This window comes from Streptomyces sp. NPDC088910, from assembly GCF_044749865.1.
Taxonomy (GTDB): domain Bacteria; phylum Actinomycetota; class Actinomycetes; order Streptomycetales; family Streptomycetaceae; genus Actinacidiphila.
On sequence record NZ_JBIVIV010000009.1, the window covers coordinates 183,368 to 201,376 of the forward strand.

Consider the following 18,009-nt stretch of genomic DNA (forward strand, 5'->3'; position numbering starts at 1 on the left):
GGTGGGGCGTACGGGCCAGGACACGGGGCGTACGGCGGGGGCGTACGCGTCCGGGCGGCGGGGCGCGCGACGGAGCGTACGGGTCCGGACACGGGGGCGTACGGCCAGGCGCGCGGCGGCGGATGTCACGACGGAATACCTGCCCAGGGGCGGGGTCGGACAGCCCCGAACAGCACATAGGCTGGCCGCGTGGACGACAACGGAAGCGGCGGCGCGGGGGACCACGGCGCGGGCGACGGCTCCGGCAGCGGCTCAGCGGCCGAGCGCGAGTACCGCGTGGAGGAGCTGGCCAAGGCGGCCGGTATCCCCGTCAGGACGCTGCGGTTCTACCGTGAGCGGCGGCTGCTCCCGCCACCGCGCCGGGACGGCCGGATCGCCTGGTACTCCGAGGCCCACCTCGCCCGGCTGCGGACCATCGCGGGGCTGCTGGAGCGCGGCCACACCCTCGGCGGCATCGCCGAACTGATCGGCGCCTGGGAGAACGGCCGCACGCTCGGCGGCGTCGCCGAACTGCTCGGCCTGGAGGGCGCGCTCACCGCGCCCTGGTCGGAGGAGACCCCGGTCCGCCTCACCCCCGAGGAGCTGGCCGACTACTTCGGCGAGGACGTCACCCCGGAGAATCTGACGACGGCCCTCGACATCGGCTACATCGGCGTCGACGGCGAGAACGTCATCCACATCAGCCGCCGCCTGCTCGACGCCTCCGCCGCCCTCGTCCACGAGGGCGTGCCGCTGGCCGCCGTCCTCGCCGCCGGACGCGGCGTACGCGCCCACACCGACGCGCTCGCCGACCTCTTCACCCAGGTCATCCGCACCCACGTCATCGGGCCCATGGACGACCTCCCGCCCGCCGAGGCCCACCGCATAGCCGAGTCCCTGCAACGCCTGCGGCCCCTCGCCAAGAACATCGTCGACGCCGAGATGGGGCTGGCGATGGAGCGGCGGGTACGGGCCGAGATCGACGCCTGGCTGCGGCAGCAGGCGGAGCGGGCGGAGGGCGACGCGGGCTGCGGAACGGACGGCGGTACGGACGGCGGCGCGAAAGCCGATGTGGGCGGCGGCGCGGAGGCCGGTGTGGACGGCGGTACGAAAATCGGTACGGACCCGGCCGAACCCACCGCCGACGCCTGACGTACGCACCGCGCCCGACGTACCGGCCGCGTCTGACCCGTCACATCACCCCGCACATCGCGAGCGCGCCGCCGCACGACCTGCGAGAGTGGACCACAAGGCCGTACCGACCCGGGAGGTGCCCCGTGCAACAGCCCAACGACTCCTCGGCAGACCAGGCCATTCTGGGCCGGATCAGCGCGATGGTCGCGGACGAGAAGGCGCTGCGCGACCTGCTCGCCGCAGGCAGCATCGACGGCGCGACGGAACAGGAGCGGCTCGCCGCCCTGGAGCGCGAGCTCGACCAGTGCTGGGACCTGCTGCGGCAGCGCCGCGCCCTGACCGACGCGGGCGAGGACCCCGGCGACGCGAAGGTCCGCCCGGCCTCCACCGTCGAGAACTACCGCTCATGACCGACGGCGCCGCCTCCGTCCACGGTGACGTCACGGTCACCGACGCGCCCGAGAGCAAGCGGTACGAGGCACGTATCGGCGACGACATCGCCGGGGTGGCCGCGTATCTGCGCACTCCGGACATGATCGCGTTCATCCACACCGAGGTGAAGGACGCCTACGAGGGCCGCGGCGTCGGCTCCGCGCTCGCCCGCACCGCCCTGGACGCCGCCCGCGCGCAGGGCCTGCGGGTCCTGGCGATCTGCCCGTTCTTCGAGGGCTGGCTCGGCAAGCACCCGGAGTACGCGGATCTGCTCTACGTACCGGCGAGCAACGTCTCCGACTGAGCCCCCGTACGTGCGGGCGTCCCCAACCCGCCCGTACCGACCCGCCCGCAGCGCCGCGCCCGTACCGCCGCCCCCGCACCGCACGCGCCCCGACGTCCATGTCGGATTTCCGCCAGACCGGAAGCCTGACGACGGGCGATGCTGGTGGGGTGGACACGGATACGGACAGGGCTGGGGCTGCGGTCGCGGCTGCGGGCAGGGCCGCGAGCGGGAACGCCGCCGGGGGAACGGTCCGGGACTCCGGGTCGGCCGCGGCCGTCCCGGACTTCGACACCTGCGTACGCGCCGTCCGGTCGAAGGACGCCCGCTTCGACGGATGGTTCTACACCGCGGTGCTGACCACCGGCATCTACTGCCGCCCGAGCTGCCCCGTGGTGCCGCCGAAGGCCGAGAACATGACCTTCCACCCGAGCGCCGCCGCCGCGCAGCAGGCCGGTTTCCGGGCCTGCAAGCGGTGCCGCCCGGACGCCAGCCCCGGCTCGCCGCGGTGGAACGAGCGGGCCGACCTGGTGGCGCGCGCGATGCGGCTGATCGCCGACGGGGTGGTGGACCGCGACGGGGTGCCGGGCCTCGCGGCGCGGCTCGGCTACAGCGCCCGGCAGGTCGAGCGGCAGCTGCTGGCGGAGCTGGGCGCCGGGCCGCTGGCCCTGGCGCGTGCCCAGCGCGCGCAGACCGCGCGGCTGCTGATCGAGACGAGCGCGATGCCGATGGGCGAAGTGGCCTTCGCGGCGGGCTTCGCCAGCATCCGCGCCTTCAACGACACCGTGCGCGAGGTCTTCGCGCTGTCGCCGAGCGAGCTGCGGGCGCGGGTCGCCAAGGGGCGTCCGGCCGCGGGGACCGGCACTCTGTCACTGCGGCTGCCGTTCCGCCGGCCGCTCACCCCGGACAATCTCTTCGGGCACCTGGCCGCGACCGCGGTACCGGGCGTCGAGGAGTGGCGGGCGGGCGCGTACCGGCGCACGCTGCGGCTGCCGCACGGCACCGGGATCGTGGCGCTGCGGCCCCAACCCGACCACATCGCCTGCCAGTTGTGGCTCACCGACTGGCGTGACCTGGCGCAGGCGATCAGCCGCTGCCGCCGGTTGCTCGACCTGGACGCGGACCCGCGGGCGGTGGACGCGCTGCTGTCCGCGGACCCGGTGCTCGCGCCGCTGGTGGCGAAGGCGCCGGGGCGGCGGGTGCCGCGGGTCACGGACGGGCCGGAGTTCGCGGTCCGCGCCGTCCTCGGGCAGCAGATCTCGACGGCGGCGGCCCGTACGCACGCCGCCCGTCTGGTGCTCGCGCACGGCGAGCCGGTCACCGACCCCGGCGGCGGCCTCACCCACCTCTTCCCCGCTCCCGCCGCGCTCGCCGGACTCGACCCCGCCGCCCTCGCGATGCCGCAGACCCGCAGGAACACCCTCGCCGCGCTCGTACGGGCCCTGGAGAGCGGCGAGTTGGACCTCGACGTCGGCAGCGACTGGGTACGGACCCGCGCCCAGCTCTCGGCGCTGCCCGGATTCGGGCCGTGGACGGTCGAGACGATCGCGATGCGTGCGCTCGGCGACCCCGACGCCTTCCTGGCCACCGACCTCGGCGTGCGGTACGCCGCCCGCGACCTCGGCCTGCCGACGACTCCGGCGGCGCTGGTACGGCACTCCGCCGCCTGGTCGCCGTGGCGGGCCTACGCCACGCAGTACTTGTGGGCGACGGGTGACCACCCGATCAACGTCCTGCCCCCCAACACCACTGATGAGAAAGGGACTTCACCCTCATGACCGCCAACCGCCCCGCCCCCTCGGCGGAGCACCCGGTCCACACCGTCGTGGACAGCCCCTGCGGCGAACTGACCCTCGTCGCCCGCGGCTGCGCCCTCACCGGCCTCTACATGACCGAGCAGCGGCACCGCCCCGCGCAGGAGACCTTCGGCCCGCGCGCCGACAGCCCCGTCTTCGCCGCCGCCCGCGCCCAGCTCGACGCCTACTTCGCGGGCGAACTCACCCGCTTCGACCTGCCGTTGGCGATGTCGGGCACGCCCTTCCAGCAGCGCGTCTGGTCGGCGCTGCGCGACATCCCGTACGGCGAGACCGTCTCGTACGGCGAACTCGCCGCGATCCTCTGCCATCCCACCGCCTCCCGCGCGGTGGGCCTGGCCAACGGCAGGAATCCGATCGGCGTCATCGTGCCGTGCCACCGCGTCGTCGGCGCGGGCGGCGACCTGACGGGCTACGGCGGCGGGCTGCCGCGCAAGCGGTGGCTGCTGGCGATGGAGAACGGCGTCCAGCAGCCGGTGCTGCTCTGAGGCGCGGGAGCCGCCGGTGCCGCTCTGAGGTGCGGAAGCCTCCGGTGCCGCTCTGAGGTGCGGAAGTCTCCGGTGCCGCTCTGAGGTGCGGGAGCCTCCTCAGCTCTCGACCAGCGCCGCGGGCACCGGCCGTACCGGTTCGCTGTCGCCGTCCTCCTCGGGGCGGCGCCGCCCGCGCCACCAGCCGAACGCCGCGAGGGCCGCGACGCCGAGCAGTGAGGCGCCCCCGATCGCCTCGCCGAGGTGGAGGCCGGGCGGGGTGAAGGAGCAGGAGACCGAGGTGGCGCCCGCGGTGACGGGCACGGAGATCAGCCCGAGGTAGGAGCGCGCGGGGTGCCTGGAGCCGTTGTCGGTGGCGCAGCTCCAGCCCGTGATGGCCGGGGCCGCGACGACCGCGAATCCGTGCGCGCCGGAGGGGAGTTGGGCGCTGATGCCGTCGTCGGTCACCTGGACGCGGGTGGCGGCGCCCGCCGCCAGCTTCCGCTCGGCGGCGGCGAGCCTGCCCCGGTCGAGGCAGCCGACGCCGTCCGAGGAGAGGGTGCCGGGCTCCAGGGCCCGTACCTTCAGGGCGAACCTCCCGCCGCCGCGCGGCACATCGCCCAGGCGCTCGACGGCGGCGCGGTGGGTGGGCATCCGGCCGAGGAAGTCGACCGGCGCGGCGCCCGGGAGCGTGACCTGACCCTTGAAGTCCGGTGACCAGAAGTACACTTCGCTGCCCGCGGGGCAGGACGTCCGCAGCGAGTACGTACTGGTCCGCGGATGCCGTACGTACCCGGTGACCCGGTACCCCTTCGGGGTGCGCGGCATCAACCGGCCCTTGCTGTCGCGCAGTTCGGCGCTGGTCGGGGTGTAGACGGCGGAGCCGAGCAGCAACTCCTGGTTCCGGTACGGCGAGAGGCCGTAGCGCCCTGCCGGTGCGGCGTCGCGCATCGTCACCAGCGGCGGTACGTCCTGCCGGGTGACAGTCGGCGGCACGTTCGGCGGCGGGTTCACATGCACCTGGTGCGGGTCGCGGCGCGAGTGGACGCGCGCGCCGACCGAGAAGATGACGTCGGTGACGGGGTTGTCGAGGCTCTGCAACGACCGGCCGCGCGAGGTCCAGCCGCCGCCGAGCGCCATCAGGGTCTTCGTCCACACATCGGCGGTGAGGCTGCTGTAGTACTGCGCGCCCTGGCCGTCGACCATCAACGGGTCGTTCCCGACGGTCTGTTCGCGTCCGGGATCGGTGCGGTAGTCCGGCCAGCCGTCGGCCTTCGCGACGGCGTCGTACTGGTACGTCTCGCGCTGGCCCCACTGCCCGTAGTCGTCCATGGTCGCCAGCCGCTTCCTGACGTCCCAGGCGTTGGTGAACGCCGACTGCCCGATCTGGGCGCCGATCAGCAGCGTGGCGGCCAGCACCACGGGCAGCGTGGCGGTCGCGGAAGCCTTGGTGGGCGCAGAAGCACTGGTGGCCGCGGAAGCACTGGTGGCCGCGGTAGCCCCGGTGGGCGCGGCACCGCCTTGCGACCGGTCCGCCGCCCAGCGCAGCAGCAACAGGGCGCCGATCGTGGCCACCAGGCCGAGCGCGAGCAGCGGATACGTGCCCTGCCCGGTGACGCCCTTCTCCGCACCGAAGCGCGTAACGGCCACCAGCGCCGCCATCACGCCCGTGGCCCACGCGAGTTGACGCCGGCCGGGCAGACCGTGCGCGAAGGCGAACCACCCGGCGATCACCATCATCCCGCTGAGCACGAACGTCTCGCGGTACGCGCTGCCGTTGGGCGTGGTGAAGGCGTGCCACAGCAGATGCGTCGGCTTCCACTGGAACGACGCGGTGACCACCAGCACCAGCACCGTCCACACCGTGCGCGTGCGGCGCGGCACCGCCGGGTGGAAGGGCAGCGCGAAGGCCAGCAGCAGCGCCGCGGTGTCGATGTACGTGGACGGCGTCGTGAAGCCGTACGTGCCGGGGAGCATCCGGCCGAGCAGGTCCGACCACGGCTTGGGTTCGAACTCCTGCACCAGGCCGGGGTAGGCGAGCTTCGTCCCCTTGAAGATGGTCAGCACCAGCGGCGCGGACAGGCCGATGCCGAGCACCATGCTGCGCGCCGCCCTGCCGAGCGCGCGCAGCCACTCGCGCGGCGCACGCGTACCGCCGGGGCCGCCGACGCCCGGTGCGGTCCCGTCCTGTGCGGTCCCGTCCTGTGCGCCCGCGTCCGGCGCGGTCGTGTCGCCGCGGTCGGACTCGGTCAGCAGCCGGGCGATGAGGACGAGCCCGGCGCCGATCGTCGCCATATACGCGGTGTAGAAATTCGCGATCCAGCACAGGGCGACCACGAGGACGCTCAGATACGGCCGCCGCGCGGTCCGCGCCCACTCCCCCACCAGGCACAGCAGCGGAAACGCGATCAGGCCGTCCAGCCACATCGGGTTGTACGACGCGAGCATCACCGTCCAGCCGCACAGCGCGTACGACGCGCCGAGCGCGCCCGCCGCCCACCAGCGGCCTGGGCGCAGCGCCAGCAGCAGTACGGCCATCGCCGCGGCGGCGGCGCCGATCTTCAGCACGGTCACGGCGTAGACGGCGAGGTCGATCCGGTCGCGCGGGAAGAAGGCGACCAGCAGCGCGAAGGGGCTGGAGACATACGTGCCGAGGTCCGGCAGGAAGCTGCTGCCGTAGCCGGACTGCCAGTTGAGCAGGAGCCCGCCGTCGGCCCTGCCGTGCAGCAGGTCCCACAGGTGCGCGTGGTACGGGACGAACTGATTGCCCAGGTCATTGACGCTGCGCGTGCGCGAGCCGAACGGGTAGCTGCCCGCGACCGCGTCACCGATACAGAAGGCGACGGCCGCGACGCCCGCGGCGAGCAGCGCCGCCCGTGTGCGCGCGGCGAGGAACCATGACCTCACGCGCCCGACGGCTTCCGGAGGGACTTCTTGAGGTGCCATCGGTTCCCCCGGTACGCATGTTCTGTGAATGTCGCCAGATATTAGGCATCCCCGACAGACAGGAACGCGACATTCCACCGACTCCGAGGTGAACGTCAAACACCCGCCCGGTGCCCGAAGGCAACCGGACGGGTGGCGGATCACACAACGGACGGCGTCACCTGGTGCCGCGTCCGACTGGACGAAGCCACAACCGACGGCGTCACATGATCAGACGCGTACGGGGTCGTGCTCCTCCTCCGAAGCACCGGTCCCCGAGGCGCCGCCGCCGGTAGTCACCGTGTCACCGAGGCTCTTGCGGAGCTGCTCACCCTCGACGTCCACATTGGGCAGCGCGCGGTCGAGCCAGCGCGGCAGCCACCAGGCGGAACGCCCGAGCAGCGCCAGCACGGCGGGGACGATGGTCATACGAACGATGAACGCGTCGAAGGCGACCGCGATCGCGAGGCCGAAGCCCATCATCTTGATCATCGACTCGGAGGAGCCGATGAAGCCCGCGAAGACGCTGATCATGATGACCGCCGCGGCGGACACCACCCGCGCACCGTGGTTGAAGCCGGTGACGACGGCCTGGCTCGGCGACTCCCCGTGGACGTACGCCTCCCGCATCCGGGTGACGAGGAAGACCTCGTAGTCCATCGCGAGACCGAACACCACACCGATCATGAAGATCGGCATCATGCTCATGATCGGCCCGGTCTGCTCCACGCCCATCAGGCCGGACAGCCAGCCCCACTGGAAGACCGCCACGACCGCGCCCAGTGCCGCGAGCACCGACAGCAGGAAGCCGAGCGCCGCCTTGAGCGGCACCAGCACCGACCGGAACACGAGCATCAGCAGCAGGAACGCCAGGCCGACGACCAGCGCCAGGTAGGGCACCAGCGCGTCGTTCAGCTTCTGCGACACGTCGATGTTCATCGCCGTGGTGCCGGTGACCAGGACGTGCGCGCCGGTCGTACCGGTGAACTCACCCTGATGCCCGCGGATCGCGTGCACCAGGTCCTCGGTCTGCGCGCTGCTCGGCTTGGAGTCCGGCACCACCGAAAGGGTGGCCGTGTCGCCCTTGGTGTTGAAGGCGGGCGCGTTGACCGTCTTCACATCGGGGAAGCCGGTGATGGTCGTCTTGATCCGGTCGACCGCCGCCTTCGGGTCGTCGCTCGCCGCGGCGTCGACCACCACCATCAGCGGCCCGTTGAAGCCCGGCCCGTAACCGTCGGACAACAGGTCGTACGCCTTGCGCTGGGTGGTGCTGACCGGCTGCGAACCGTCGTCGGGCAGGCCCAGTTGCATGCTCGTCATCGGGATCGCGGCCAGGCCCAGCGCCACGACGCCCGCGACCAGGACCGGCACCCGGCGGCGTACCACCATGCGCGCCCAGCGGGTGCCCATGTTCGGCTTGCCGGTGTCGACCGCGCGCCCCTTGCGGACCTTGCGGCTGAGCGCCTTCGGTCCCGCGAAGCCGAGCAGCGCGGGAATCAGGGTGAGCGCGATCAGCACGGCGATGGCGACGGTGGCCGCCGCGGCCAGCCCCATCTTGGTCAGCATCGGGATGTTGACCACGGCCAGGCCCGCCAGCGCGATCAGCACGGTCAGACCGGCGAAGACCACCGCGGAGCCCGCCGTGCCGACCGCCCGGCCGGCCGCGTCCTCACCCTCTCGGCCCTCCATCAGTTCATGCCGGTGCCGCGACACGATGAACAGCGCGTAGTCGATACCGACCGCCAGTCCGATCATCGACGCGAGCGTGGACGACGTGCTGGACAGACCGAGCGTGCTGGCCAGCGCGGTGATCGACGCGATACCGATACCCACACCCATGATCGCGGTCAGCAGCGGGAGCCCCGCCGCGACCAGCGAACTGAACGTGATCAGCAGCACGACCGCCGCGATGCCGACACCGATGATCTCGCTGTTCCCGGTCTCCACCGACGCCTGGAGCGCCGTACCGCCGGTCTCCACCGTCAGCCCGGCGTCCCTGCCGTGCTGCGCCGCGTCCTCCAGCGCCGTGTGCGTGGCGTCGGTGATGTCGGAGGACTTGGCCGTGTAACTGACCGACGCGTAAGCGGTGGTGCCGTCCTTGCTGATCGCGTCACCGCCGGCGGCGAACGGATCGGCGACCGTCGCCTTCTGCGGTGTGCTCTTCAGCTCGTCGACGACCTTCTCGACCGCCGCCTTGTTCGGTCCCGCGGTGATCTTCTGACCGTCGGGTGCCTGGAAGACCATGCGCGCGCTCGCGCCGTCGGCGTTCGTGCCGGGGAAACGCTCATGCAGCAGGTCGAACGCCTGCTGCGCCTCGGTGCCGGGCACCGTGAAGTTGTCGCTCGGCGCGGACGGCGCGGTCGCCGCGCCGACACCGGCGAGCGCCAGCAGCGCCACCCATATCAGTACGACGAACCGCCGTCGCCGGAAAGCGAGCCGGCCCAGCTTGTAGAGGAATGTGGCCATGGGGGCATGGGCTCCCGTCAGGAGGATGGAAATGTGGGCGTGAGGAACCAGCCCGACGACGAGAGCGGCGTGTCAGGTGGAGCGGTGGTGCGGGGAATGTCGTGCTGAGGAAGTCGTGCTGAGTCGTGCCGGGGCGCCGAGTCGTGCTGAGTGGCGCGGGGAAAGGTCAGATCACATCAGTGGTCACTGCGCTTCGTCACGACAGACGCAGGGCGGGGACGACCACCGCGTCGATGTATCTGTGTGAGAAGTCGGGGTCGGGGTCGAGACCTTCGATGATGGGCCGCGCCAATGCGGCCCCGAACAGCAGGTGCGGGACGAAGTCGCGTGCCGGATTGTCGGCGGCCAGCTCACCGCGGTCCACGGCGCGCTGCACAAGAGCCCGGAAGCTGACCAGCTCCGGCTCGATGAGCAGCTCCCGCAGGGCGCGGAACAGGTCCTCGTTCCTGAAGGCCGCATGAGCGAGCCCGCGCATGAGTTCCTGGTCCCGCTTGGTCTCGTCCTGGTCGTGACAGCGGATGAGTTCGTGCAGGTCACCGCTGAGCGAGCCCGTGTCGATGTCCGCCGTGGACACCGACTTGGAGTGCCGCAGCGCGGTGGCCACGAGTTCCGGCTTGCCCTTCCACTGGCGGTAGAGGGTCGCCTTGCTGGAACGCGTACGGGACGCGACCGCGTCCATCGTCAGCGCCTCGTAGCCGACCTCACGCAGCAGCTCGACCACCGCCGCGTAGAGCTCGTGCTCGCGCTCGGGGGTCAGGCGCGTACGACGCGTGGCGGAAACCTCAGCCGTCATGTCGCCCTGCCCTCCGAGTCGAAACGATGTCGTACACATAACCATAGACGGCCCGCGATCGAAACGCCACCGTTTCGATCGTGGGTCGAATCACGTTCACGACGCTCAACCGTGCCCGCGCCCTCGCGCGTACGGATCCGCACCGCCGATCTGCTGTGCCGCGGTCGACGTCGCGTCCCGGCTCAGGCGGGAAGCGCCAGCGTGTGACCGGTGTGCTCGACCTTCGCCCGCAGGTAGCTGACATTCGCCGCCGACACGTGGACGGCGGTCGGAATCCGCTCGACCACGGCCGTCCCGAGCGCGGTGAGCTGCCGCGCCTTGTCCGGGTTGTTGCTCAGCAGCCGTATGCCGTCGACCCCGAGCGCCGCCAGCATCTGGGCCGCCGCGGTGTAGTCCCGCTCGTCCTCGCCGCGCCCGAGCGCGCGATTCGCCTCGTACGTGTCGAGGCCGTCGTCCTGGAGCGCGTACGCGTCGAGCTTCGCGTACAGACCGATCCCCCGGCCCTCCTGCCGCAGATACAGCAGATACCCGCCGGTCTCCGCGATCCGCTCGACCGCCTCGCGCAACTGCGGCCCGCAGTCGCACCGCTGCGACCCGAACACGTCCCCCGTCAGGCACTCCGAATGCGGTCTGACCAACGGCGACTCGGCGCCCTCGTAGTCCCCGAGTCCCAGCGCCAAGTGCTCCTTGCCGTCCACCAGACCGGTGAACGTGAACACGTCCGCCGTCGTCCCCCACCCGTCCGAGAACCGCAGCGGCACCCGCACCTTCGTCCGTATCCCGGCGGCCGGCAGCGGATTCTCCCCGCCCCGCGCCGCGTTGACCGCCGTGCCCGACGCACTGGTCGACACCTTCGACGCCATGCTGACCCCCTCATAAGATCTTGAAACATCAAGCTCTTTCGGCGGTCGGATTATTTCCCTCACCCCGAGATGTGTCCCAGGCCACACATATGAGTCGCCGTCCCCGATCCCCCCTCGACCCGCCCGATCGGCCGCCCCCGGGTCCGCCATGCGCACTGACCGTCAGCCGCAAGCTGTTCCGGCACCGCCAGGCCGACCAGGCGATCGGCGCGATGTGCGCGTCCTACGTCAACTCCGCCAACCTCGGCATCCCGGTCGCCGTCCACGTCCTGCACGACACGTCCTTCATCGTGGCCGCCGCGCACTTCCAGATGCTCTTCGTCACCCCGCTGATCCTCGTCCTGATCGACCTCGACACCCACCGCGGCGTCGGCGCGCTGTGGCGGCGCATGCTCCGACTCCCCTTCCGCAACCCGGTGATCGCCGCCTCCGCCACGGCCCTGGCGGCGGCCGCCACCGGACTGACCCTGCCCGCCGAAGTGGTCTCCCCCGTCCAACTGCCCGGCGGCGCGGGCGTTCCCTCCGCGCTCTTCGCCCTCGGCATGTCGCTGCACGCCCGTTCCCGCCCCGCCCCGGCCGCACGCACCGAACGCCGCCTGCTGGCCGGCCTCAAGACCGTCGTCCACCCCCTCCTGGCCTATCTGCTGGCCCGCTACGCCTTCGCCCTCTCCGGCCACGCCCTCTTCGCCGCCGTCCTGTGCGCCGGACTTCCCACCGCGCAGAACGCCTTCATCTTCGCCTCCGAATACCGGCTCCCCACCGACCTCCACCGCGACACCGTCCTGCTCAGCACCCTGCTCTCGATGGTCACCCTCACCCTGATCGCCTACGCGCTCGGCTGACCCCCGCCCCCACCGGCGGACGGCGTCACCGGCTGCCCCACCTCGTACGTGAGATAGGCGAATTGGCCGACCCGCTCCACGTCCGTCAACCGCAGCCGCCCCCCGTCCAGCCGTCTGGGCAGCAGCGGCGCGCCCGCTCCCAGCGTCACCGGCGCGACGCCGAGGATGATGTCGTCCAGCAGCCCGGCGTCGGCGAAGTTCCCGACCAACTCGCCGCCGCCGAGCAGCCACACGTTCTCCCCGTAGCCGCGGCTGCCACGACTCCCCTCCCGCGCCGCGGCCACCATCTCCCCGTGCACCGGCCGTACGTCACCCTGGACGAAGCGGATGTCCGCCCCCGGCACGGCGGGCAGATCGTCCCGGTGCGTGAAGACCCAGCACGGCCGGTCCCCGTACCAGCGCCGCCACTCCTCCGGCCGGTCCACCACCTTCTCGTGCTCCAGCACCCAGCGGTACGTCGTCGCACCCATCGCCAGCACCCCGACGCCCGCTATGAAGCGCTCGAACGGCTCTCCGGGTTCGGTGTCCACCTCGAAGAGCCAGTCGAGCGAATTCGCCTCATCGGCGAGGAATCCGTCGAGCGTGGTCGCTGTGTAGTACTGAGTCCTGGTCACGGTCACAGCCTGCCACCCACCACTGACAATTGCCCCTCAAGCGGACATCGGCGCAGGTCGGCCGCGCTCAACACCGCGGCAAACGGCGGCCCGTCCCGGTCCCGGGCCCTCACACCCCGAGCTGGCGTGCGGCGGCGTCCACCGTCTGCGCCAGCAGCACGGCGATCGTCATCGGCCCGACCCCGCCCGGCACCGGCGTGATCAGCCGCGCACGACCGCGGGCCGTCTCGAAGTCCACGTCGCCGACATTGCCCGCGTTGTACCCGGCGTCGATCACCACCGCGCCCGGCTTGATGTCCTGACCCCGGATCAGCCGGGGCCGCCCCACCGCCGCCACCACGACGTCCGCCTCCGCGACCACCGCGGCCAGGTCCTCGGTACGCGAGTGGCAGTACGTCACCGTCGCGTCCTTCCCGAGCAGCAGCATCCCGACCGGCTTGCCCAGGATCGCGCTGCGGCCCACCACGACCGCGCGCTTCCCCGCGAGCCCGACCTCGTACTCCTCCAGCAACCGCATGATGCCGCCCGGCGTGCACGACACGAACCCCGGCAGACCGAAGCTCATCGCGCCGAACGAGCTGACCGTGACGCCGTCGACGTCCTTCTCCGGCGCGATGGCCTCGAACGCCGCCCGCTCGTCGATGTGCGGGCCCACCGGATGCTGCAACAAGATGCCGTGCACCTCGGGGTCGGCCGACAGCGCGCCGAGCGTCTCCACGAGTTCCGCCGTACTGGTCCGCGCGGGAAGCGCCACATGGCGCGACAGGATTCCGGCCTTCGCGCTGCGCGACTGCTTCATCCGCACATACGTCACCGACGCGGGATCCTCACCCACCAGCACCGTCGCCAGGCACGGCGCGAATCCTGTGCGCCGCGCAAGGATCGACGCCTTGGCGGCGGTCTCCCCCATGATGCGCCGGGCCAGACCGGCCCCGTCCATGAGCCGCGCGGTATGTGTCGATGCCACCGTTGCCTCCAGGCGTGTTCAGTCCACTCGCCCAGGCGCACGGCACCGACGTATGCGTCAGGCCGCTCCCCGGTGGTACTCCACCTCAGCGCCAGTCACGGCCCACCCGCACTCTATCCGCCCCCGCCGCCCCCGCCCCGTATCGCCGGTGCCGGGCCGGGGCCGCAAGCCGCCCTGAAAAGCTCCGCCGCCCTGAACCGTCGCGAACGGACCCCGTAAAACGACAGAAATCCCGTCCGATCATGAAGACCGGCGGGATTCCGTCAAACGTTCCCGAAATCGCCCAGGAACGGCCCTGTTGTGGGGTGTTGACGGATACCTCTGATCAGGCACACGTGGCGCCCGTGAAGATCGCTTCCCGCGGCAAGGTTGATCGTTTCCCGCGCGAGGTGTCAGCGAGGGGCCTCAGTCCCACCAGAAGTCCCAGTTGTGGACACCGGTGAGCCGCTCAGCGTACGCGCCCAGTGTGTACGGGCGTCTGCCCTGCCAGATGTTGTCAGGGCAGAAGGCGAAGTGCTCCGCAGCGACCAGGAGGGCGTCCTCCTCAGTTGTGGGTGGGGCTGCGACGCTGAGATGCAGGGTGGAGAAGCCGACAGCGACGACACGGGCGCCGAACCGGTTCTCCCAGTCGCCGACGATCGCGGAGAACTTCGCCGTGTCGTTGTCGTAGTTGGCGGGACCGGACCATCCTGCCGTTGTGAGGGCTTCTGCGCCGGATGCGGCGGTGACCAGCCCGAGACGCGACTTGGGGTGGTCGGAAAGGAACACCTCGGCGTACTCGGCGGCCAGTTGGTCAGCGCTCAACACGGCTTCTCGGCTGGGTGCGCGTCCAGGCCAGCTTTGCTCGAAGGGGGCGGTGACGGCGAGGCGCCGATCGGCCGACAGCATGTCGTCGTCTTCATCGACGGCGGTATACGTCGCCCACCACTTCGCGAGAAGGGCGGTTGGGTCGTGGCTCGTGGCAGCGGACATCTGCTGTGGAAAAACCTCGCCCGATCCCCAGGGGCGGAATTCGGCATCCTCGGGGTCGAGCGCGTCCAGCAGCAGGGGCCACTGGCCGGAGCCTCTGTGTTCGGCGTGCATCCGAGCCCACAGCCCGGCTGCGGCCGGCTCGTCGCTGAGCCATAGGGGTTGGGAATCCCCATCGCCTTCACTGGACGTGATCATCCGGCCGGGCGGCATCACTGAGCGGATCCGAGCACACCGTCACGGAACTGTTGGAAGGTGTGCCAGCCCGACGTCTGTCCCGGATTGATCAGGTCCCCTTCGGCGAGATCGAGCACCTTGCACCGCAAAGCCTCTGCAAGGCGGAAGACGGGTGCCAACACGTCGTCGCCGGAGCCCCGAATGTGAAGCATGATCGAGTCCACCGGGTCTTCTGAGCCGATGCTGAGTTCGATGGACCAAGTGGGGCCGGACAGGTCGCCCCACGTGGGGTCCGAGAGATCAACTTCGGGAACGGCCCGGGTGACAGCCGCGAGCACGTCGCATCGCCGGCCGAGCGGTTCCGACGAGTAGTCGTCGGGAAGCTCGTGCATCGAGGTGACCTCGTCGGGCAAGCGGAGGAGGAGCACATCCCAGCTCATGGTGGCCTTTCAGGCAGGACTCAAGTAGCGGTCGCGGTCGGTCAGATCAGGCTGAACTGCTCTCCAGGAGGCTGTGGCAGGAGCACGTTCTGCAACTGGGACGTTCGCGCGCCAGGAGGCGCCACTCGGCTCGGCCCACAGCTCCATCAGATCGGACGGCTCGGTCATGACACGGCCGAGGGCCTGACGTGCCAGATCGCGCAGGCCGGTGAGATCAGGAAGGAGCTCTTCCGGCCCATAAACGGGATCAGCAGGCTCACCCCCGGGACACTGCGCCGCGACGATGGCGGCCGCGGCCACGGCTACCTCTGATTCTGGCGCTTCGTGGTAGTCCACGGTGTCGATCACACGGGTGAGAGCGCCGCGGACGAGGCCCTCGCGTTCGCCTGCGGCAGCCTCGTCAAGGTCGCCACAGAAGTCCGCTGCGGTGTCGTTGTCGAAGGGGCCGACGTCCCAAGTGCCCATAGCTCTCTCCCGATCACGGTGCTGATCGAGGAATCCTGACAGAGGCCACTGACAGCGGCCGCACGGACCGGACAGCGTGAAAGTACGCCGGGGTCGGGAACGGCTGCCAGACGTGGGTCTGACCAGCACATCCAACGCCTTTGGAGATCGCTTCCCGAGTGGTGATCGCTTCCCGGGAGAAGCGTGGGCCGCCTATGGGGCGGAAATGTCGTGCAGGTTGCCGCATGCGTCCTCTCGGATGTGCAGCCGACGCAGGTCTTGCAGTGCTGCGGCTGGGAAGGGGTGTTGCACCCACTTTGCTCGGTAGCCCTCTTCGCCGTGAAGCCGCAACACTGACTGCGCGGCCTCGATGACAGCGTGACTCAGGGCGCTACGGCTTTGCGTCGAGGTCCATACGAGCGTGCCGGCCTCGTCGTTCGCGTCGAAGCTCGCGGACATGTCTGGGAAGCGGTAGATCGTTATGTCCACGTCCGGCCCCAGACGTCGGAGGACCCACCTGACTTCGGCCGGTTCGAGGTCGAAGGAAAACCGGTGGACGGAGTTCAGGCTGTAGAGGCCGGCAACGCTGTGAAGCAGGTCGGCAAGGGCATCGGTGAGGTAGCTGACGATGTCCTTGCGCTCCGACGAACCGTCTGCGATGCGGCAGGTTGCCCAGCCGGACCCGCTGAGTTCCCAGCTGAACTGGAGATCAGGCACCGGCCTCGTCCTCCCACCTTCGGCGTCCGACTTGGCGAAATTGGGCCAGCAGCCGGAAGAACTCCTCGACCGGTGTGGAGTCCGCTGGTGTCGCACGCTCGATGCCTGCTGCCCAGCTGAGGGAACCGGAGATGCCCTGCTGCTCACGAAGCCAGTAGGTGAAGTCCCCGTCGGGCCAGAAATCGAAGGGTTCGTTGATGTGGTGCACGCCCAGGGCGACTCGGTAGCCGATGAGGATGGAGTGCAGGTGCTGGAGTGAGCCGCCGGGAAGCCGCATGCCAGGTCGCAGAAGGACCTGCTCCAGGAAGTCGTAGACGCTGGTGCGCTCCTGCCAGTGCTTGACGCTGTTCTGGGGGCTGTCCTCTGCCGGCACGAGATGAGCTTACGGCGCGGACGGGAGTTGTCGTGGGGCGACGCGGCGCGGGCGGAAGGCAGGCGTGTGTGGTCGTTTGGCGGCATGAGCGGTCACCTTCTGCGATCTTGGTGCGCTCCCTTCTACGGTTGCCTGGAGCTTCGGAGGCCGTGGAAGCCGGCTGTCGGCTGCGGGCGATTGGCGGGACGAGATGACATCGCTGTTTCAGCGTCTCGATGAGGAAGAAGCCATCGTGCGCGGCGAGTTGTCCGCGTTGCGGGAGAAGATCACCGTCGCCGAGGAACGGCTGGCGCGGTTGACCATCACCCGGGAGACGGCGGAATCGCTTCTGGGCGGCGGTGCTTCCACCGAGGGTCCTCAGGCAGCGTCGGAAGAGGCCGGGCAGGCGCCGCCCGCCAGCAGTTCGCCCCGCGGTTCGGCCGAGGTCTCAGCTTCGGCTGATGGCGATAGCTCAGGTGCTTCTGCTGCGTCCGGGACCCAGTTGGACTGGGAGGTGGCACGCGAGCAGATGCTGGTGCTTCTGGCTGGGGCTGGGCGGGCGATGAAGGTGCAGGACATCTGCGCGACGATCGGCGAGGACGTCACGAGCACGCGGTGGGTGGAGACGACCCGTTCCCGGCTGAAGCGGATGGCGAAAGAGGGCCGGGTGGTTGAAGGCCCGACGGCGTATTTCGCGATCGCGCCCACGGCTGGCGGACACCGTCAGGAAGGAGTGGGCATGAGGTGACGCGACGGCCGCCGGTGCGGCCGGGGAGGGTGGCACCACCGAGGGTTCAGCTCGGCGGTGCCGAATGTGCGTGAGCGCCCAAGTGAACGGTGGCTCCCGCGTTTCCGAGCGTAGTAGATGCCTTTCCCCCCTCAAAGCGTGGAGCCGCGAAGTCGTCATGCCCGGTCGCCGTTGTGCGGTTCCGGGCGCGAATCGAGGCTCAATGCGTCCCAGTTCGATCGGTCGTGGAATTTCGCGGCCACAGCCGCCCTCCGGTGAACGCGCCCAGTCGGGCGACAGTGGCCACGTCGGGCCAGGACCGGCCCGGCGAGCAGATCCGCGATGGCCTGCCGGTTGACTCCGGAACCGGCCGCCGCCGCCCGCAGACTCAGTCCCTGATCGGCCAGCGCCCGGGTGAGGGCGTCAGCGATCTGTCGAACCGCCTCGGCCGCGGGGTCGGGGCTGGTCTGTTCGGGCCAGGCTTCCGGATCGCGGGTCATCTGCCGGGGGGAGCGTGCGCGGGCGCGTCCGCCGACCATGCGCGCACCATCCTGTCCGTCGAAGTCGATCACGCTTGGAATGGCTGCTTGTCCAGCCGGTATGT

General features: G+C 70.6%; 19 protein-coding genes, 1 pseudogene and 1 riboswitch. Of the genes and pseudogenes, 8 read left to right on the plus strand and 12 right to left on the minus strand.

The genetic code is table 11. The features are described 5' to 3' along the window. The first annotated feature begins 276 nt into the window (after positions 1 to 276). The 5 genes from ACIP4Z_RS21720 (at position 277) to ACIP4Z_RS21740 (ending at position 4,130) form a co-directional block, all read left to right on the plus strand. Positions 277 to 1,131: a MerR family transcriptional regulator gene (locus ACIP4Z_RS21720; RefSeq protein WP_401310699.1), complete on the plus strand. Its 855-nt coding sequence runs from the start codon at positions 277 to 279 to the stop codon at positions 1,129 to 1,131. A 125-nt stretch (positions 1,132 to 1,256) separates the two neighbouring features. Next, the gene (locus tag ACIP4Z_RS21725) at positions 1,257 to 1,523 is read left to right on the plus strand and encodes a DUF2630 family protein (protein WP_355337897.1); all 267 of its coding nucleotides are present in this window, start codon (positions 1,257 to 1,259) and stop codon (positions 1,521 to 1,523) included. Continuing rightward, on the plus strand, positions 1,520 to 1,849 hold the full coding sequence (locus ACIP4Z_RS21730) for a GNAT family N-acetyltransferase (RefSeq protein ID WP_401310391.1): 330 nt from the start codon (positions 1,520 to 1,522) through the stop codon (positions 1,847 to 1,849). The genes ACIP4Z_RS21725 and ACIP4Z_RS21730 overlap by 4 nt, the downstream gene beginning before the upstream one ends. A 149-nt stretch (positions 1,850 to 1,998) precedes the next feature. After that, on the plus strand, positions 1,999 to 3,606 hold the full coding sequence (locus ACIP4Z_RS21735) for an AlkA N-terminal domain-containing protein (RefSeq protein ID WP_401310394.1): 1,608 nt from the start codon (positions 1,999 to 2,001) through the stop codon (positions 3,604 to 3,606). Continuing rightward, positions 3,603 to 4,130 (plus strand): methylated-DNA--[protein]-cysteine S-methyltransferase, encoded by a 528-nt coding sequence (locus tag ACIP4Z_RS21740; RefSeq protein ID WP_401310397.1) that lies wholly within the window; start codon positions 3,603 to 3,605, stop codon positions 4,128 to 4,130. The genes ACIP4Z_RS21735 and ACIP4Z_RS21740 overlap by 4 nt, the downstream gene beginning before the upstream one ends. Positions 4,131 to 4,229: 99 nt before the next feature. Here the strand turns inward: ACIP4Z_RS21740 and ACIP4Z_RS21745 are convergent, their stop codons facing one another. From ACIP4Z_RS21745 to ribA, 4 genes are all read right to left on the minus strand, one after another. Further along, a complete protein-coding gene (locus ACIP4Z_RS21745) occupies positions 4,230 to 7,055 on the minus strand; it encodes a YfhO family protein (protein WP_401310400.1) in 2,826 nt (941 codons plus the stop codon). A gap of 210 nt (positions 7,056 to 7,265) precedes the next feature. Continuing rightward, positions 7,266 to 9,500 carry an MMPL family transporter gene (locus ACIP4Z_RS21750; protein ID WP_401310403.1) on the minus strand — a complete coding sequence of 745 codons (2,235 nt, stop codon included), beginning with the start codon at positions 9,498 to 9,500 and terminating at the stop codon, positions 7,266 to 7,268. Between the two features lie 196 nt (positions 9,501 to 9,696). Further along, positions 9,697 to 10,293, minus strand: coding sequence for a TetR/AcrR family transcriptional regulator (locus ACIP4Z_RS21755; RefSeq protein ID WP_188282412.1), 597 nt, complete (start codon positions 10,291 to 10,293; stop codon positions 9,697 to 9,699). Positions 10,294 to 10,475: 182 nt separating this feature from the next. Beyond that, positions 10,476 to 11,054, minus strand: a complete 579-nt coding sequence (gene ribA, locus ACIP4Z_RS21760) for a GTP cyclohydrolase II (RefSeq protein ID WP_401310702.1) — start codon at positions 11,052 to 11,054, stop codon at positions 10,476 to 10,478. Between ribA and ACIP4Z_RS21765 the strand changes: the two genes are divergently transcribed. Both ACIP4Z_RS21765 and ACIP4Z_RS21770 read left to right on the plus strand, forming a co-directional pair. Then, complete coding sequence (locus tag ACIP4Z_RS21765) at positions 11,005 to 11,172, plus strand: hypothetical protein (RefSeq protein WP_391162576.1); 168 nt, start codon at positions 11,005 to 11,007, stop codon at positions 11,170 to 11,172. The two genes, ribA and ACIP4Z_RS21765, sit on opposite strands and share 50 nt — an antisense overlap. A gap of 73 nt (positions 11,173 to 11,245) precedes the next feature. Then, positions 11,246 to 11,998, plus strand: coding sequence for an AEC family transporter (locus tag ACIP4Z_RS21770; RefSeq protein ID WP_401310406.1), 753 nt, complete (start codon positions 11,246 to 11,248; stop codon positions 11,996 to 11,998). On the opposite strand, the gene ACIP4Z_RS21775 is transcribed toward ACIP4Z_RS21770, so the two are convergent. The 7 genes and pseudogenes from ACIP4Z_RS21775 to ACIP4Z_RS21805 all read right to left on the minus strand — a co-directional run bounded on the left by ACIP4Z_RS21775 (position 11,983) and on the right by ACIP4Z_RS21805 (position 16,699). Further along, positions 11,983 to 12,612, minus strand: coding sequence for a dihydrofolate reductase family protein (locus ACIP4Z_RS21775; RefSeq protein WP_401310409.1), 630 nt, complete (start codon positions 12,610 to 12,612; stop codon positions 11,983 to 11,985). The genes ACIP4Z_RS21770 and ACIP4Z_RS21775 overlap by 16 nt on opposite strands. A gap of 109 nt (positions 12,613 to 12,721) precedes the next feature. Further along, a complete protein-coding gene (locus ACIP4Z_RS21780; RefSeq protein ID WP_401310709.1) occupies positions 12,722 to 13,552 on the minus strand; it encodes a bifunctional 5,10-methylenetetrahydrofolate dehydrogenase/5,10-methenyltetrahydrofolate cyclohydrolase in 831 nt (276 codons plus the stop codon). A gap of 49 nt (positions 13,553 to 13,601) precedes the next feature. After that, a riboswitch (ZMP/ZTP riboswitch) is annotated at positions 13,602 to 13,688 on the minus strand. 296 nt (positions 13,689 to 13,984) lie between these two features. Beyond that, the gene (locus ACIP4Z_RS21785; RefSeq protein WP_401310412.1) at positions 13,985 to 14,662 is read right to left on the minus strand and encodes a DUF4253 domain-containing protein; all 678 of its coding nucleotides are present in this window, start codon (positions 14,660 to 14,662) and stop codon (positions 13,985 to 13,987) included. Between the two features lie 98 nt (positions 14,663 to 14,760). Then, a complete protein-coding gene (locus ACIP4Z_RS21790) occupies positions 14,761 to 15,165 on the minus strand; it encodes a hypothetical protein (RefSeq protein ID WP_401310415.1) in 405 nt (134 codons plus the stop codon). A gap of 41 nt (positions 15,166 to 15,206) precedes the next feature. Then, positions 15,207 to 15,630, minus strand: a pseudogene (locus tag ACIP4Z_RS21795) (DUF4259 domain-containing protein). A gap of 192 nt (positions 15,631 to 15,822) precedes the next feature. After that, positions 15,823 to 16,326: a hypothetical protein gene (locus ACIP4Z_RS21800; RefSeq protein WP_391043395.1), complete on the minus strand. Its 504-nt coding sequence runs from the start codon at positions 16,324 to 16,326 to the stop codon at positions 15,823 to 15,825. Further along, entirely contained in the window at positions 16,319 to 16,699 is a 381-nt protein-coding gene (locus ACIP4Z_RS21805) for a hypothetical protein (RefSeq protein WP_401310418.1), read from the minus strand. Before ACIP4Z_RS21805 ends, ACIP4Z_RS21800 begins: the two co-directional genes overlap by 8 nt. Before the next feature lie 190 nt (positions 16,700 to 16,889). Between ACIP4Z_RS21805 and ACIP4Z_RS21810 the strand changes: the two genes are divergently transcribed. Continuing rightward, positions 16,890 to 17,426 carry a hypothetical protein gene (locus tag ACIP4Z_RS21810; RefSeq protein WP_391162363.1) on the plus strand — a complete coding sequence of 179 codons (537 nt, stop codon included), beginning with the start codon at positions 16,890 to 16,892 and terminating at the stop codon, positions 17,424 to 17,426. A 155-nt stretch (positions 17,427 to 17,581) separates the two neighbouring features. Here the strand turns inward: ACIP4Z_RS21810 and ACIP4Z_RS21815 are convergent, their stop codons facing one another. Next, entirely contained in the window at positions 17,582 to 17,977 is a 396-nt protein-coding gene (locus ACIP4Z_RS21815; protein WP_391162365.1) for a hypothetical protein, read from the minus strand. Between the last annotated feature and the right edge of the window lie 32 nt (positions 17,978 to 18,009).